Origin of the sequence: Mangrovimonas xylaniphaga (assembly GCF_001280435.1) — a bacterium.
Taxonomy (GTDB): Bacteria; Bacteroidota; Bacteroidia; order Flavobacteriales; family Flavobacteriaceae; genus Mangrovimonas_A; species Mangrovimonas_A xylaniphaga.
The window spans coordinates 1,035,734-1,051,232 of sequence record NZ_LBIP01000013.1 but is presented as its reverse complement, the minus strand read 5'-3'; the positions used below and the strand labels follow the sequence as shown (position 1 = coordinate 1,051,232).

General features: G+C 37.8%; 13 protein-coding genes. 10 read left to right on the top strand and 3 right to left on the bottom strand.

Going from position 1 to position 15,499, the window contains the following annotated elements:
- Positions 1-8 precede the first annotated feature (8 nt).
- From ZA06_RS04660 to ZA06_RS04650, 3 genes are all read left to right on the top strand, one after another.
- Positions 9-2,492, top strand: coding sequence for a glycan-binding surface protein (locus ZA06_RS04660; RefSeq protein WP_053976222.1), 2,484 nt, complete (start codon positions 9-11; stop codon positions 2,490-2,492).
- 86 nt (positions 2,493-2,578) lie between these two features.
- Positions 2,579-3,784, top strand: a complete 1,206-nt coding sequence (locus tag ZA06_RS04655; protein ID WP_053976221.1) for a glycoside hydrolase family 27 protein — start codon at positions 2,579-2,581, stop codon at positions 3,782-3,784.
- A 32-nt stretch (positions 3,785-3,816) separates the two neighbouring features.
- A complete protein-coding gene (locus ZA06_RS04650; RefSeq protein ID WP_053976220.1) occupies positions 3,817-4,827 on the top strand; it encodes a LacI family DNA-binding transcriptional regulator in 1,011 nt (336 codons plus the stop codon).
- A 37-nt stretch (positions 4,828-4,864) separates the two neighbouring features.
- On the opposite strand, the gene ZA06_RS04645 is transcribed toward ZA06_RS04650, so the two are convergent.
- Positions 4,865-5,866 (bottom strand): glycoside hydrolase family 5 protein, encoded by a 1,002-nt coding sequence (locus ZA06_RS04645; protein ID WP_053976219.1) that lies wholly within the window; start codon positions 5,864-5,866, stop codon positions 4,865-4,867.
- Positions 5,867-6,294: 428 nt separating this feature from the next.
- Between ZA06_RS04645 and ZA06_RS16885 the strand changes: the two genes are divergently transcribed.
- The 3 genes from ZA06_RS16885 (at position 6,295) to ZA06_RS04635 (ending at position 9,311) form a co-directional block, all read left to right on the top strand.
- Positions 6,295-6,462: a hypothetical protein gene (locus tag ZA06_RS16885; protein WP_157503100.1), complete on the top strand. Its 168-nt coding sequence runs from the start codon at positions 6,295-6,297 to the stop codon at positions 6,460-6,462.
- A gap of 250 nt (positions 6,463-6,712) precedes the next feature.
- A complete protein-coding gene (locus ZA06_RS04640) occupies positions 6,713-8,635 on the top strand; it encodes a tetratricopeptide repeat-containing sensor histidine kinase (RefSeq protein WP_053976218.1) in 1,923 nt (640 codons plus the stop codon).
- A gap of 4 nt (positions 8,636-8,639) precedes the next feature.
- Positions 8,640-9,311, top strand: coding sequence for a response regulator (locus ZA06_RS04635; RefSeq protein WP_053976217.1), 672 nt, complete (start codon positions 8,640-8,642; stop codon positions 9,309-9,311).
- Positions 9,312-9,538: 227 nt separating this feature from the next.
- On the opposite strand, the gene ZA06_RS04630 is transcribed toward ZA06_RS04635, so the two are convergent.
- The gene (locus ZA06_RS04630; RefSeq protein ID WP_053976216.1) at positions 9,539-10,039 is read right to left on the bottom strand and encodes a DUF456 domain-containing protein; all 501 of its coding nucleotides are present in this window, start codon (positions 10,037-10,039) and stop codon (positions 9,539-9,541) included.
- Positions 10,040-10,204: 165 nt separating this feature from the next.
- On the opposite strand from ZA06_RS04630, the gene ZA06_RS04625 reads away from it, so the two are divergent.
- The 4 genes from ZA06_RS04625 (at position 10,205) to ZA06_RS04610 (ending at position 14,586) form a co-directional block, all read left to right on the top strand.
- The gene (locus ZA06_RS04625) at positions 10,205-10,564 is read left to right on the top strand and encodes a BlaI/MecI/CopY family transcriptional regulator (protein ID WP_053977064.1); all 360 of its coding nucleotides are present in this window, start codon (positions 10,205-10,207) and stop codon (positions 10,562-10,564) included.
- Between the two features lie 2 nt (positions 10,565-10,566).
- On the top strand, positions 10,567-12,804 hold the full coding sequence (locus ZA06_RS04620) for a M56 family metallopeptidase (RefSeq protein ID WP_053976215.1): 2,238 nt from the start codon (positions 10,567-10,569) through the stop codon (positions 12,802-12,804).
- Positions 12,805-12,824: 20 nt separating this feature from the next.
- Positions 12,825-13,967 carry a tetratricopeptide repeat protein gene (locus ZA06_RS04615; protein WP_053976214.1) on the top strand — a complete coding sequence of 381 codons (1,143 nt, stop codon included), beginning with the start codon at positions 12,825-12,827 and terminating at the stop codon, positions 13,965-13,967.
- A 142-nt stretch (positions 13,968-14,109) separates the two neighbouring features.
- Entirely contained in the window at positions 14,110-14,586 is a 477-nt protein-coding gene (locus ZA06_RS04610; protein ID WP_053976213.1) for a hypothetical protein, read from the top strand.
- Positions 14,587-14,593: 7 nt separating this feature from the next.
- Here ZA06_RS04610 and ZA06_RS04605 read toward each other — a convergent pair whose 3' ends face one another.
- Complete coding sequence (locus tag ZA06_RS04605; protein WP_053976212.1) at positions 14,594-15,475, bottom strand: hypothetical protein; 882 nt, start codon at positions 15,473-15,475, stop codon at positions 14,594-14,596.
- Positions 15,476-15,499 lie beyond the last annotated feature (24 nt).

Below are 15,499 nucleotides of genomic sequence, written 5' to 3'. Positions count from 1 at the left end.
GAATTATAATGAAAGTATCCAAAATATATAACACGTTCTTGTTTGTGGCCTTGGCATGCTTTACGGCATGTAAGGACGACGATGACCAGTTTCCTAGTTTGGGGAATGATCCAAGGAGTATTTCTGAAGTAATTTCTGAAACTCCTGACTTATCGTTATTGAACGACGCCTTGGCGCAAGCAGGTTTGGATGAAACCTTGGGAACGACATCTACCTATACCGTTTTTGCCCCAAATAACTCGGCCTTTGGAAATATCGATACGTCTTCATTGACGGAGGAAGAATTGGAAAATGCTTTGCTCAACCATGTCATTAGTACAGTGACTCCAGATTTCACCACTACAATGACAACAGGATATAGGAGCACAATGGCAACGGGACCAGATGGTCATAACTTGAGTTTTTTCACGAATGCCAATGCCGAATTGATGTTCAATGGTGTGGCTTCTCTAGTTGATGGTGCTTACGACATAGGAACTACTAATGGGGTGCTTCATACCGTGGATGCTGTGTTGTTGCCTCCTACTGTAGTTGATCATGTTGCTGCAAACCCTGAGTATTCTTCTTTGGTGGAAGCTATTGAGTTGGCAGGTTTGGGAGAAGCGTTGTCAGAATCGGATCCTGAAAATGAAAACTATCCATTTACCGTATTTGCGCCAACTAATGAGGCCTTTGAAAGCTTGTTGGCTCAACTTAACGGTGCTTTTGGATGGACTTCATTGAGTGATGTGCCTGTAGAAATATTGCAGGAAATATTGTTGTATCATGTGGTTGCTGGAGAAAATATGTTAGGTGAAGAAGTGAATGGAACTACGCCAACAACGATGCAAGGAGAAACATTCGCTATTAATGATAATTTAATCGATGATGCTTCTTATGATAATGGTGAAATCGTTCTGACCGATGTGCAAGCTGTAAACGGTATGGTACATGGTGTGAATAAAGTGTTGATTCCGAATTCCATATTTCAATCGGTGTTGAGTGCAACTTTGAATATTGTAGAGCGTTGCAACGACAGAGGATTTACGTCATTTACTTCGGCTGTTGAAATGGTTGGCTTAACAGAAACCTTAACTACAGATGAATTTACCGTATTTGCGCCTAATAATGATGCCTTTTTGGCCTTGTTTGCTATTGCTGGTAACTTTGAAAGTTTGGATGATTTTGATACCCCTGAAGAATTAGCAGTTTTGACAGATATTGTTAATTACCATTTGCATGTAGGAACATTAATGTCCAGTGAGTTTGTGGATGGTGGGGATATTAGTACGGTTTATGGAGACGTCATTTCAGTTGATTTAAGTGGAGATGATCCTAGATTGTTGCCAACTTTTGAGGCGGCGATCCCTTCTTTGGTCGTAAATACAAATATTGGGGCTACTAACGGGATAGTGCATGAAATAAATAGAATTTTGGTTCCTGATGCTTTAACGGGTGCTCTGGGAATTGAAACAGGAGAAAGTGGTCTATGTCCTGTTGGGGATCCGGAATTGGTGTTCTTCGATTGGGATGCTAATGGTCCTTGGTGGGGTAATGTAAATGCGGAAAATGATGCTTCTCTAAGCATCGATGGGTCTAGCTATGGTAGAGCGAACTTCCAAACTGGGGGCACTGGATGGCAGGATTTATTCTGGAGAAACGGGTCTACTTTAAATGGTCAAAATGTCGTTGGAAGTAACGTGAATGATTACGTGTTGAAATTCGATTTGAGAACCATAGAGCCACTTTCAGCTGGAATGTTCAGAATTCGTTTCCATGATGGAGATGGTGTCGATGCCTTTTACAACTGGCAGCCATGGGTGGACACAGGTGAGCCTTTAGAGACAGATGGATGGGAAACCATTGAAATTCCTTTATCTGTTTTGGGAGTTCCGGATTTCAGTTTAGTAGATCAAGAGTTTGGAATGGCCTTTGAAGGTGCCGATGTCTTATTGAACTTCGCTATAGATAATGTGCGTTTTGATACTGCTGGTTGTGGTGGTGTCGATCCTGTAGATGATACCGATTTGGTATTCTTCGATTGGGATGCCAATGGTCCTTGGTGGGGTAATGTAAATGCCGAAAATGATGCAGCCATTAGTTTGGATGGATCTAGCTACGGTAGAGCCAATTTCCAAACAGGCGGTACCGGATGGCAAGATCTTTTCTGGAGAAACGGTTCCACATTGAACGGACAAAATACTGTGGCTGACAATATCAGTGACTATGTTTTGAAATTCGATATCATGACCATTGAACCGCTTACGGCGGGAATGTTCAGGATTCGTTTTCATGATGGTGACGGAGTGGATGCCTTCTATAATTGGCAGCCGTGGGCCGATACCGGAGAAGATTTTGATACCGATGGCGGCTGGACTACAGTCACTATTCCTTGTTCTGTCCTAGGAGTGCCAGATTTCAGTTTGATTGATCAGGAATTTGGAATGGCTTTCGAAGGAGCCGATGTCTTGTTGAATTTCGCCATAGACAATGTGCGTTTTGAAGCTCAGTAAATTGATTAATAACACTTATTTGAATTAGTTTTTTTATTCCCTGTAAAATACCTTTGCAGGGAATATTTTTTAAAATATTTATACTTATGAAAAAGATTTTTGCCCTTATTTTACTTTTTGTCACCGTACAAATCCAAGCCCAAAAGTTTGACGGTTTGGCAGAAACTCCTCCAATGGGGTGGAATAGTTGGAATACCTTTGGGACCAATATCAATGAGCAATTGGTAAAGGATATTGCAGATAAGTTTGTAGAGCTTGGTTTGAAGGATGCAGGTTACGAATATATTGTGCTTGATGATGGTTGGATGGCTAAAGAGCGCGATGAAAATGGTAATTTGGTGCCAGACCCTGTAAAATTCCCAAATGGAATGAAAGCTGTTGCAGACTATGTGCATTCCAAAGGGTTGAAATTTGGATTGTACAATTGTGCAGGGGCACAAACCTGTGCGGGATATCCTGGAAGTAGAGGGTACGAGTATCAAGATGCCAGAAGTTATGCCTCATGGGATGTAGACTATCTAAAATACGATTGGTGTAACACAGAAAAATTAAATGCCGAAGGAGCCTATATGACTATGCGTGACGCATTAAAGGCTGCAGGCAGACCTGTTGTATTCAGTATTTGTGAATGGGGCGATAATGAGCCTTGGAAATGGGCTAAAGATATCGGACATTTGTGGCGTGTTACAGGTGATATCATCAACTGTTGGGATTGTGAGGTAGGACATGGTTCTTGGTCTTCATGGGGAATCTGGAAAATCATTGATATGCGTAAGGACATTCGCAGTGCTGCAGGTCCTGGTCATTGGAATGATTTGGATATGATGGAGGTTGGAAACGGAATGACCGATGCGGAAGACAGAAGCCATTTTGCCATGTGGAGCATCATGACCTCCCCGTTAATTATGGGGAACGATTTGAGAAGTGCTACCAAGGAAACCATAAAAACGCTTTCCAATAAGGAGGTCGTTGCCATCAACCAGGATGAGTTGGGAATCCAAGGATTCCGATTCACTAATGAAAATGGTATCGAAATATGGTTAAAACCTTTGGCTAACAATGCTTGGGCAATGGTTTTTGTCAATATGAAGAATGAGGAGGTAGAAATTGATTTTGATTTTGCCAAACATGATATTGGAGATGATGTTCACGGTAGAATGTTAGAGCCAAAACACAATGTCTATAGCATTAGAGATTTGTTTAATCACAAGAATTTGGGAGATACTTCAAAAAGTATGAAAGCTAAAATTGGGGTCCACGATGTTCTGATGATTAAACTTGAAAAAAAATAATCACGAATAAAAAGATTTAGTAAATTTAAACCATGGGTACAAAAATAACGCTAAAGGATTTAGCGAAAATATTGAATGTGTCGGTATCAACGGTTTCGAAGGCCTTAAATGACAATCCTGAAATCAGTGTTGAAACCAGGACGAAAATTAAGGAGCTGGCGGAGTCGTATAGATATGTCCCGAACAACATAGCTCAGAGTTTAAAATCTAAATCGACCAAAACTATTGGAGTGGTAATTCCGGCAATCTTGCTGGAATTTTTCTGTAAAGTACTTTATGGTATCGAGAAGGAAGCGACTGCGCGAGGTTACAAGATTATTATCTGTTTGTCGAACGAACTTCAGAAGAAGGAAAGTGAAAGTATAGATACTTTTATTAACGGAAGCGTGGATGGTATTATCCTGTCATTGGCAGAAGAAACCCAGAAAACAAAGAATTACTCGCATTTTTATAAGAGTATGAACTACAACCTGCCTATGGTTATGTTTGATAGGGTCTCTGATGAAATTGAATGCGATAAGGTAACTGTTGATGATTTTCATGGAGCTTATAATGCAGCAAAATTTCTATATGAAACGGGTTGTAGAAACATCGTTTTTGTAAGCCCTATTCCGGATATTAGTGTAGGGCAGGCTCGTGAAAGTGGGTATTTGGAGGCTTTAGAGGAGCTGGGAATTGCACCTAAGATTCTTAATGTGGAAAATTATAATACCATTGAAAGGGAACTGACGGAATTTTTGAAAACCCATAAAGTTGACGCAATTTTAGCTGCCGACGAATATTCTGCCGTGTTGTCTTTGAATGTTGCTAGATTGAATGATTATAAGATTCCTGATCAAATATCAGTCATTGGTTTTACAAATGGTCTTATGGCGGAGCATTCCATTCCTTCCTTAACAGTAGTAAGCCAGCATGCCGAACAAATTGGAAGAGAGTCTGTAAAAGCGTTGCTTGATAAAATAACAGGTCAGACTACGGAGACAACGCATCATGTGGTAGAAACTACAATTATCCATAGAAATTCAACCAAAAAACTAGCTTAGAACATTTTGAAATAAAATTAACTTCAGGGTTACTTGTTTAATACTTGTAACTCTGAAGTTTCTTTTTAAAATAGGTTCCATGCCTTGATGGGGTGTAATTATCGTCTGTAAATAGGCGTGGCGCCCATTCTTTGTCAAACACCCAAATCATATAAGATATTTCTTTGTCGTCGCAATAATTGGTTATGGCATCACCATAACTTTCATCGCTAATAACAGGTTGATGAGCTCCTGGATCTTCCGGGCCGCAAAAACCGATTTCGGTGAGTATTAATGGATATTTGGCTTTTACAAATCCCCAATCTGCTGTCCACTGCTTTTCCCAAGGCTTTTCTCTTTTTTGAGGATAGGGATGGCTTACGTAGGCAATACCTTCAACGTCTAAAGGGGCATCTTTAACAGGGGTTAGGTCGTAGGCCCAATTAAATCCAGCTACCAAGGGAATCCCTTTTCCGCCATTGGCACGGATAATGGTAATCATCTCTTTGTTGAATTCAGACCATTGCTCCCAAGTAATAGTGCCGAGTTCATGGTTGTATGTAGTTGGCTCATTAAATAACTCGTAAAAGGCTACTGTTGGATTATTGCCATAACGCTTGGCAATCTTCCTCCAAAAATCATAGGTTTCTTTAGGAGATGTATCATAAATATCCGATTGATACATTTCGGTTCTAAGGTTGCCAATGCTATGCCAATCTATAATAACGTACATCCCCAAGTCTCCGGCCCATTTAATGCCTTCATCCAAAAGTTTCAAGTAGTTCTCGTGTCCACGTTCGTTCCATCGTGGAGGATGCACCGGGAATCTCACTATATTGGCACCCCAATTTTTGATTTCCTGAAAATAGCTTTTGTTCCAATAACCGTCTTTTTTTAGTTTGTCAGGATCACTAGTGTTTAGTCCACGGAATATGATAGTGTCGCCAACTTCTGTTATAAAACTATTGCCTTTAACTGCAATGCGAGACATTTTGGAATTGGCACTTAAGTTTAGGGTGAGGAAAAGCAGTGCGATAATTGTGAAAGGTTTGATAGTCATTTTTATGGATGTATAATATTGAATATGCTATTAGCAAGTTAGGGGTTTTCCGCGAAAAACGAGCGTATTATTTTGTCAAAGACTGCTATGATATTTCCTATAATTAACATTTATTTGTAGTCTTAAGATTACTTAAATGTATTTCGTCGAATAAATTGATGCGTTTATCGTGTATATTTTATCCGTTACATCATTTGATTATATCTTAGCTGTACTTCTTTAAGCCCCAAACACTTATCGAGGTGATTTTAATTCATTGAATCTTATTTTGAGTAACTAAATTTTATTCCCTCAACTAGTTACGATTTGCACAGAAATGTGTATTTGTTAATCCATTCCTCCCTCCAATGGCATTTAACGATGCGTTGTTAATAGTAATTTACTAAACCCAAATATTAACTATTGTTCAACCAAAAAAATTAAGAATCATGAAAGCCCTAAAAATTACATTATTATTGTTAGCCGTATTAGTATTAACTGTATCTGGACAACGCAGCGATATTAGCAACGATAATACACCTACCTATAAAGAATACAATAATAAAAACTTATTGGCTCACGAGAGGTCTTTAGGAAAACTAAAAACCAACGGATAAACATATTTCTCCCTGTATAGTTTGTAAAAGCTCTTTATCAAATGTTGATAAAGGGCTTTTTGTTGTTACATAAGTTCAAAATCTGTATTCATTTTCTTAATAATTATTCTAAATTTGAGAATAGATTGTAACAATTGGTATTTTGATAAGGCCCTTTCTTTTTGTTTTTGTCTTTCTATTCTCTCATCCATTTTTTTCTCAGGATAGTAAGAATTCTTTTGTTTTGGATAGTATTATTAAATTAAGGGCAATGTCCCAAGATGAAGAATTCTCTTTGCAAGAAAGGTTAGATTTCGCTTTAAAGTCTTCGCTAATGGCCAAGCGAATTGGGGTGGATTCTACCATATTGGCCAGTGACAGGAAATTGTCCTTGATGTATTTTGAAACGGAACAATATGATGACTATGTCAAGATCAATCAACGAAATGTAAAACTGGCTGAAAAACTAAGGGATACTTCTGCAATGGGAGTAGCTAGTTCTAATTTAGGATATTTCTATCATTACAATAAGCAGATTGATAGCGCCTATTATTACCTCTATAAATCTTTAGACTATGCTCTCGCTTTGAAGGATAAGACTGGACAGGCTGATATTTTGTCCAGTATAGCTGATTTACAAGTGGGAGAGAAGGATTATATGAGTGGAGAGGAGAATGCTATTAAGGCTATTAAGCTTTTGGAAAAGCAACCTAAAAGTGAATATAATCTTGGGAATCAATGGATGCTTACCAATTTGATAGGGATAGTCTCCAATAAATTGCAACACTATGATAAATCTATTGAACACTATGATCGTGCTATAGATATTGCAGATGGAATGGAGGACGGTTTTGTTGAAAGATGTATTTCTGTGAATAATAAGGCTTTTGTTTATAGAAAAAAGGGAGATTTTGAAACAGCCTTGGAATTATATGAAGGTCTAATGCCTTACAAGAAAGAGTATGAAGATTACGATCCATCTTTTTATGCGCTTATCGTGGACAACATTGCTTATACTAAATTAGAGGCGGGACGTACGGATTATGATTCTATGGAAGCCATGTTTAAGGAGGCATACAGAATTTCAGATAGTTTGGAGGATCCTGCTACTAAGCAGGCAGTATGTTTGGATATTTCAAAGTTTTATGCAGAATTAAAGCAAAAGGACTCCGCTTTGGTTTATGCTAATGAGGCGCGAAAATTGAGTAAAGAAACCTCTTCAAACGAAATATATCTGGATGCTCTAATGGTGCTTTCCCAACTGAAGGAAGGTGATTCAGGTAAAGCTTATCTTAATGAACATATTAAATTGAGCGATAGTCTACTCAATGTAGAGCGTAATGTACGTAACAAATTTGCGCGAATAGAATTTGAAACCGATCTCATAGAACAGGAAAACCACAGGATTTCGCGAGAGCGATTTTGGTTGTTTGTGGTGTCTTTGGTGTTGTTGTTTACGCTTTTCCTCCTGTATGTTATCGCTACCCAAAGAGCCAAAAACAAGGAGTTGAGGTTTAAGCAGGATCAGCAAAAGGCCAATGAGGACATCTATAATCTCATGTTGTCACAACAGGATAAGGTTGAAGAAGCTAGAGCCCACGAAAAGAAGCGTATTTCAGAAGAATTGCATGACGGTATTTTAGGGCGTTTGTTTGGTACCAGACTTAGTCTGGATAGTTTGAGCTTTAGTGAAGGGAAAGAGGCAGCCAAAAGCAGGATAGGATATATTTCAGAATTGAAGAAAATAGAAGAGGACATTCGGAAGATTTCCCACGACTTAAACACCGATTTCGTTTCGGGTTCGGGGTATATGGATATTGTGGGGGAACTTGTGGAAAAACAGGCCAATGCCTATCAATTGAAATATACCTTTAATTATACAGACGATATTAATTGGGAAAACGTACCCAATAAAACCAAAATCAATATTTACAGAGTGATTCAGGAGTCACTTCAAAATATTTATAAGCATGCTCAAGCCCAATTGGTGAAAATCAACGTAGATTTAAAGGATGATGTCATTATGTTGTCACTTAAGGATGATGGAAAGGGCTTTGACGTCAACAAAAGCCGAAAAGGAATAGGCTTAAAAAATATTAATTCCAGAGTTGCCGAAATTGAAGGAAAGTTGAGCATCGATTCAGCTCTAAATCAGGGAACAACAATTACAATAGAAATTCCATATATAAATTAAAACTATGATGCAGCAGATAAATATCTTAATGGTAGACGATCACCCAATGATTATTGAGGGCTATCAAAACACCTTAATGGCCACTAAAAATGATGATCAAGTACTTTTAATTGATACTGCAAACAACTGTGATACTGCCAATGAATTGTTACAACGGGCATCAAAAGAACGTCCTTATGACGTCTGTTTTTTTGACATCAGTTTACCTAGTTCGGCAGATGGTGCTATTTCTTCGGGTGAAGACTTGGCAAAAATAGCTCGCGATATCATGCCGCATTCCAAGATCATCATTCTTACCATGTTTAACGAATCCTATCGCATTCATAATATCATAAAGGCTGTGGAGCCTGATGGGTTTTTGATAAAAAGCGACTTGACTTCTATGGAATTGGCCGAGGCCTTTCAACATATATTGGTGTCGCCTCCGTATTACAGTAGTACGGTAAATAACTACCTGAAAAAATCGGTGACCAGTGATATCTATATAGATGATATCAACCGAAAGATTCTGCATTTATTATCACAAGGAATCAAGACCAGGAGTTTAAAGGAGTATATCGACTTGTCCATGAGTGCCATTGAAAAGCGTAAAAAGCAAATGAAATTGTTGTTTTCGGTGGAAGATGGGAAGGACGAAACCCTTTTAAAGGAAGCGCGTGATAAAGGATTTTTATAAAAATGAACTTTTTTTGACTTTTTTATGGTTTCAAAAAATGCGAGAGGCGTTGCGCATTCTGGGTTTTACGGTTTTTCCGCATCAAGTTTGAGGTTTTTCCGCAGTTTTAAAAAGAAACCCTAACATATATTTGTATCAGTCAACAGAATTAATTAATCCCTCTAAGTAATTTGTTGAATTGATAGCAAAGAACTTAAGCCTGACAACCTACGTCAGGCTTATTTGTTTTAGGAAATTAGGTTTCCCCAATTATCAATGAGTTTTGCAATGAAGAATCCTAGGTAAACAAGGGAGATTACAAACTTCATAAAGGTAGAGGCCAAAAAGCCCAAAAAGGATCCCCAAGCCGCTTTCATGGCGGTGTCAAAGGAACTTTTGTTAAATAGTTCTCCTATTAAGGCTCCTATAAATGGCCCGACGATAATACCAAATGGTCCAAGAAAAATTAATCCTATTATAAATCCGATAGTGGTTCCAATAATTCCCGCTTTACTGCCTCCGTATCGTTTGGTACCCACTGCAGGAATGATATAATCCAAAATCATAATGCCAACGGCGATAATAAAAGTGATCACCAAAAAGGTTTGGGTTACTGGAATACTATTGGTGATTCCAATCAATAATAAACCTATCCAGCTTAACAGAGGTCCTGGCAGTATGGGGAGGAAGCTTCCCAAAATTCCGAGAAGCATACATAGAGCTGCGATTATTGTTAAAATTATGTCCATTAAATAGTAAAATGATTTAAAGTTTGACTAGCTGCTGATTCTTTTGTTACAAAATTTTTTAACTAAAAAGTTAGTTTGAACTAAGTTTTTAGTTATATTAGTGTATTGAAATTAAAATAGTAACCGAAATTTCAACAATAATATACAACTTTATTTACGATGGAAATGAAACAACTCACCAAAGCAGAAGAAGAAATAATGCAGGTATTATGGCAATTGGGCAAAGGCAATGTCAAGTCTATTATCGAAGCCATGCCAGAACCAAAACCGGCATATAATACAGTATCTACAATTGTTCGAATTTTGGAAAGCAAGGCCTTTGTGGATTATGAAAAAAAGGGGAAAGGCCATGTGTATTTTCCTGTTGTTAGCAAGCAGGAATATAGCAACCAGTCCATTAATAAGTTGGTTGATAATTATTTTCAAGGGTCCTTTAAAAGTTTGGTGTCTTTCTTTGTGAAGAAAAATGACGTGAATCTAGAGGATTTGGAGCGTGTGTTAAAGGAAATCGATAAAAAAGACTAATCATGTTACATTATATATTACAAACCATCACCTTTCAACTGGTTTTTCTTCTGGTTTACGACCTATTCTTAAGGCGTGAAACCTTCTTTAAAATCAACAGAGCCTATTTAATCATCACCCCAATATTGTCATTGGTTGTCCCTTTTATTAAGTTGACTAGCATCAAGGAACTAGTTCCGGAGCAGTTTGTCATCCAATTACCAGCGGTGATTATTGGAGAGGCAGCAAAAAAGGAATCTGTAATCGATGTTTTAATCAATCAACCTCAAATGGTGCAAGAGCCTGTTTTTGAATGGTCTTGGAATACACTGTTGTATTTGGGCATGGCCATTGCAGGGATATTGTTGATAGTGAAATTTGCCAAGTTGTTTTGGATGATCCATAGAAATCCTAAATCTTGGAAAGGCGATTTGTTGGTTGTTGAACTGTTGAACAGCAATGCGGCATTCTCATTTTTTCAATATGTGTTTTTGGGGGCGCAGATAAAACCCGAAAACCAACCGGCTATTCTGGAACATGAATTGGTACATGTTAAGGAAAAACACACTTTGGATTTGTTGTTTTTTGAACTGCTGCGCGTGGCGTTTTGGTTCAATCCTTTGGTGTACATGTATCAAGGTCGCATTTCTGAAATCCATGAATTTCTGGCCGATGCCAAGGCGTCAAAACTGGAAGGAAAAAAACAATACTATCAAAGTTTGTTGTCTCAAATATTCGATACGCAACACTTTTCCTTTACCAATCCATTTTTTAAACAATCCATCATTAAAAAACGCATTTTTATGATTTCAAAAACAAAATCAAGTCTGTTAAACGTATGGAAGTACGCCTTGTTGATTCCTATGGTATTTGGCATGTTAATGTATACCTCTTCCTATTCGCAGGATCCTAATAGGGCCCAAGAAACCAAGGTTGAAGCTTCCTCAGAGAACATTTCAGATGAAGCCCTTTTTAAGAAATATTACCAAGAGATTATAACATTAGATAATAATGGAAAGAGTTTTAAGGATATCTATAGTTTGTACTTATCTAAATCGGATAGCTATATTGTGAGCAGAGATGATTACTATAAGAATTTAGCTTTTTTAAGATTTGTTGGAGCAAAAAGGCTCAAGAGTCCTTCTGATATAACACTTAGCGAGGATGATATAAAACTTTTCGAAAGTCTATCCGAGTTTAAATCTTATCAAGACTATTTAGAATTTAAGAAGACTAAGGAGGCCAAACTTCGTTGGGAAAAAGCAGTTTCGAGGGGAACCTTAGGATTGTTTGTGGAAGATATGGCGAATCTTACTGAAGACGAGCAAAAGCGTTATGATGAAAAAATGAAAATGTTAAAAGAAGACGATTACTATCACACCTTGGTGATGACTGATGGAAAAATAACAAGCAGTTTTGAATATGGAACAAAAAACTCAAAAGCACAGGATCCTGTAGATTTGGATATAGAGGTTCCCTACGCAGTTATTGAGGAAGCTCCCTTTTATGCCTCTTGTGATACCGGTTTAAGTAATGAAGAACGTAAGGCATGTACTGCAAGGGAGATTTCTAAATATGTGAATCAAAACTTTAATGTAGACATTGCCAAAGAAGCTGGTTTAACAGGACAGCAGAGAATAAATGTCATTTTTAAAATTGGCAAAGATGGTGCGGTACGTGATGTTTTGACAAGAGCACATGATTCACTTTTGTCAGGAGAGGCTTTTAGGGTGGTAAGCTCCATGCCTAAATTTGTTCCAGGAAAACAAAAGGGAAAATTAGTGACAGTGCCATATAGTTTGCCTATTATATTTCAGGTTCCGGAAAACAATGAAAATGAAATCCAAGGTGAAGCAGCTGAAGCTGAAAAATCCAATCCTTCTCTGGAAATTGAGGTTCTAAATGAACTTCCTTTTGCTGTAGTTGATCAAGCGCCGGCTTTTAAGGGCTGTGAAGGCTTGGTGGATAAGGACAAAATTAAGCAGTGTACCACAGATGAGGTCAACAAATATGTTAACACCAATTTTAGAACCGCCATTGGAAAGGAGCAAGGATTACAGGGGAAGCAATGGGCAAATGTTATTTTTAAAATTGGGAAGGATGGCAAAGTATACGATGTTAATGCCAGAGCTTCGCATCCAGCCTTAGCAGAAGAAGCTAAAAGGGTGGTAAATACCTTTCCTCCATTTGTGCCGGGGCAACATAATGGGCGTCTTATAAATGTAGCTTACAGTCTTCCTATTTCATTTGAGGTGCACTAACCAGTTAATCTGTCATTGAAATGATAAAATTCAAAACGCTAGTGTTTTTCGTTGGTTTAGGAATAGTATGCAATATGCAATCCCAAACAGCTGTTTTAGATGTGGCCGATAGCCTTTTTGCCAATGGCAATTATTCCAAAGCCATAGCGCATTATAAAAGCTATGAAGCTCAAGGTGAAGTTGCCGATAAAATTGCCAGATCCTATGTGGCTATTGGTAATTATGATGAAGCCTTGTCTTATTATGAAACAAGTGTTGGCGTAAAACCAAATGATGCGTTAATTGCATTTGAGTATGCTAGGCTTCTGTCCAAAACTAGAAAGTTTGATGACGCTTCAACAGTTTTCAGGGGTTTGATTGCGATAGATGAGAGCAATCCCAATTATCATTATGAATTGGGTTTGGTGTTGGAAGAACAAAGGGATTCTATGGCTGTACATAGTTTTCAGAGAACTTATGATTTGGACCCTGCTCATCAAAAAGCCATTTATAAATTGGCCAAAGAACATATGAGTGAGCGCAAATTTGAAGCTGCGAATATTTTAATTGATAAAGGGCTGGAGGGGTATGCCAACAATGTGAGTTTGGTTAATTTAAAAGCGCAAAATTATTACCATCAGCAAGACTATGAATTGGCTATAGTTTGGTTTGAAAAATTAATTGAGATGGGGGAATCCTCTGCTTTTGTTCATGAAAAGTTAAGCTTGTGCTATGCCCAAGAATATAAATATGAAAAGGCCATCGAACATCGTAAACTAGTTTTGAAGTATGACCCGTATGATGCTACAACCATGTATGTACTTGGCACTTATTATGAAGAACTTCAAGATTATCCCAATGCAGAAAAATATATTGTTCAATTCTTAGCCTTGAAAGATGTGGCTTTGGTTGGGGAATATACCAAGTTAGGGACCATCTATAACAGACAGGAAAAATATAAAGAGGCTATTGAAGCATTTCAAAAAGCCGTAAAGGAAAATCCCGAGGATATTTCGGCAGCATTCTTCTTGGTGATCTCTAAAGATAAATATTATGCGGATTACGATGCAAAAGTGAAGGTTTACAATGATTTTAAGGTGAAATATCCCAATAGTCCCTTTACGAAAATTGCCGATAGGCGGCTTCAGGAACTAAAGGAAGAAAAGTTTTTGTCTGATAATTAAAGGGTTAAGTATTGTGTTCCTTATGTTTTTAAGAGCAGCTGATATTCCTGATTTTATTTGTATATTATTGAAACGATTGAAGTAGTATAATTGTATTTTAAATCGCTGAAAAATTGTACTTTTCGAGTTCAGTAATATATAAATGAAGCACTTATTACTAGTATTTTGTGTTGTTTTGTTAACGTCCTGTAACTACTTTGAACAAAAAAAGATCTCTTCGGATGAGCTTTTGGAAGAAGAGTTGCAAACGTTTAATTGGAAGGATGTAGACGAGTACCCTACATTTGCTTCCTGTGATTCCTCATCGGGGAAATATGTGAAAAAGCAGTGTTTTGAACAAACGCTTCAAAACATTGTAGCTACGCAATTGTCTAAACAGCACATTATAGTTTCGCAAGATGTGTCGGATACCATTCTACTGAAAATCACCATAGATAATAAGGGGCAATTCACCATTGATGACATCAGTTATAAACCTTTGACAGGACAACAAATTCCAAAGTTAGATAGTTTATTGAGGCATAGTTTTGATTCCCTGCCAAAAATATATCCCGCTATCAAGCGAAGCCAACAGGTGGCCACGCAGTTTAGCTTGCCAATTGTGGTGAATATTCAATAAAAATAACCTAAAGTTTAAGTTTGTACCCTAGGGTGAAATCGGTAGAAAAATGTTTGCCGTTTTCCAATCTAATGGCAGCAAGATTATTGAATCCAAACATAATGTAACTCCTGTTGGAAATGCGGTAATCAGCTCCAATCCCAAAAATGAAAGGAGCGTCGAAAATAGTTTCTTTTTCATTTGCGCTCACAACATTATCATTGTCGTCAGTATAAGTATAAACCCTGTCCGAAAGATTCAAAGTCGCAAATTTCACATCGGCATAGATGTCAAGTCTTCTAAATTTAAGCGCTCTAAAGCGATATCCCAAAGAAATTTCGGTTGTGCGATATTCAAAATCTTTGTTTTCAAAAGTATGTCGGAATTGCAAAAGTCCAGAATGTCTCTGCTTTTCAGCATTGGTAATCACTTCCAATTCGGCACCCAAAACCGAAGAGGTGTAATTCTCTGGGTTGTAGATAAAAGGGCTGTTGGTAATACCTCCAAACACACCAAGGCGCATTTCTGGTTGGGCTTTGATATCCTGTGTTTGGTAAGACGCATCAGACGAGCTATTATAACTGTCTACAAATTTTTTCAGGCTAGGTAGGGTGAGGTTCACATTTTTTGTGGACATACCAGAACCTTCCGTTGCTTCCTGTAGAGTGGTTTTGTATTCGTTTTGATATTTTCGGGTATCTGGATTTTTGGTGTTTTTCAGCTCAACAATAGTGTTGTCCGTAGTTCTTATAAAATAGCGGTACGTGCCATTGTCTATGGTCCAAAGTAAATCAAGTGTGCCTTCAATTTCTGTTTTGAGTTCCAAGGTTTCTCCATTAACGGTGTACGAGTTTTGGGAATAAATGAGACTGCTAACCAACAGACAAATAATAAGAAGTGCTTGTTTCATTGGGTTGATACTTAATATTGGAGT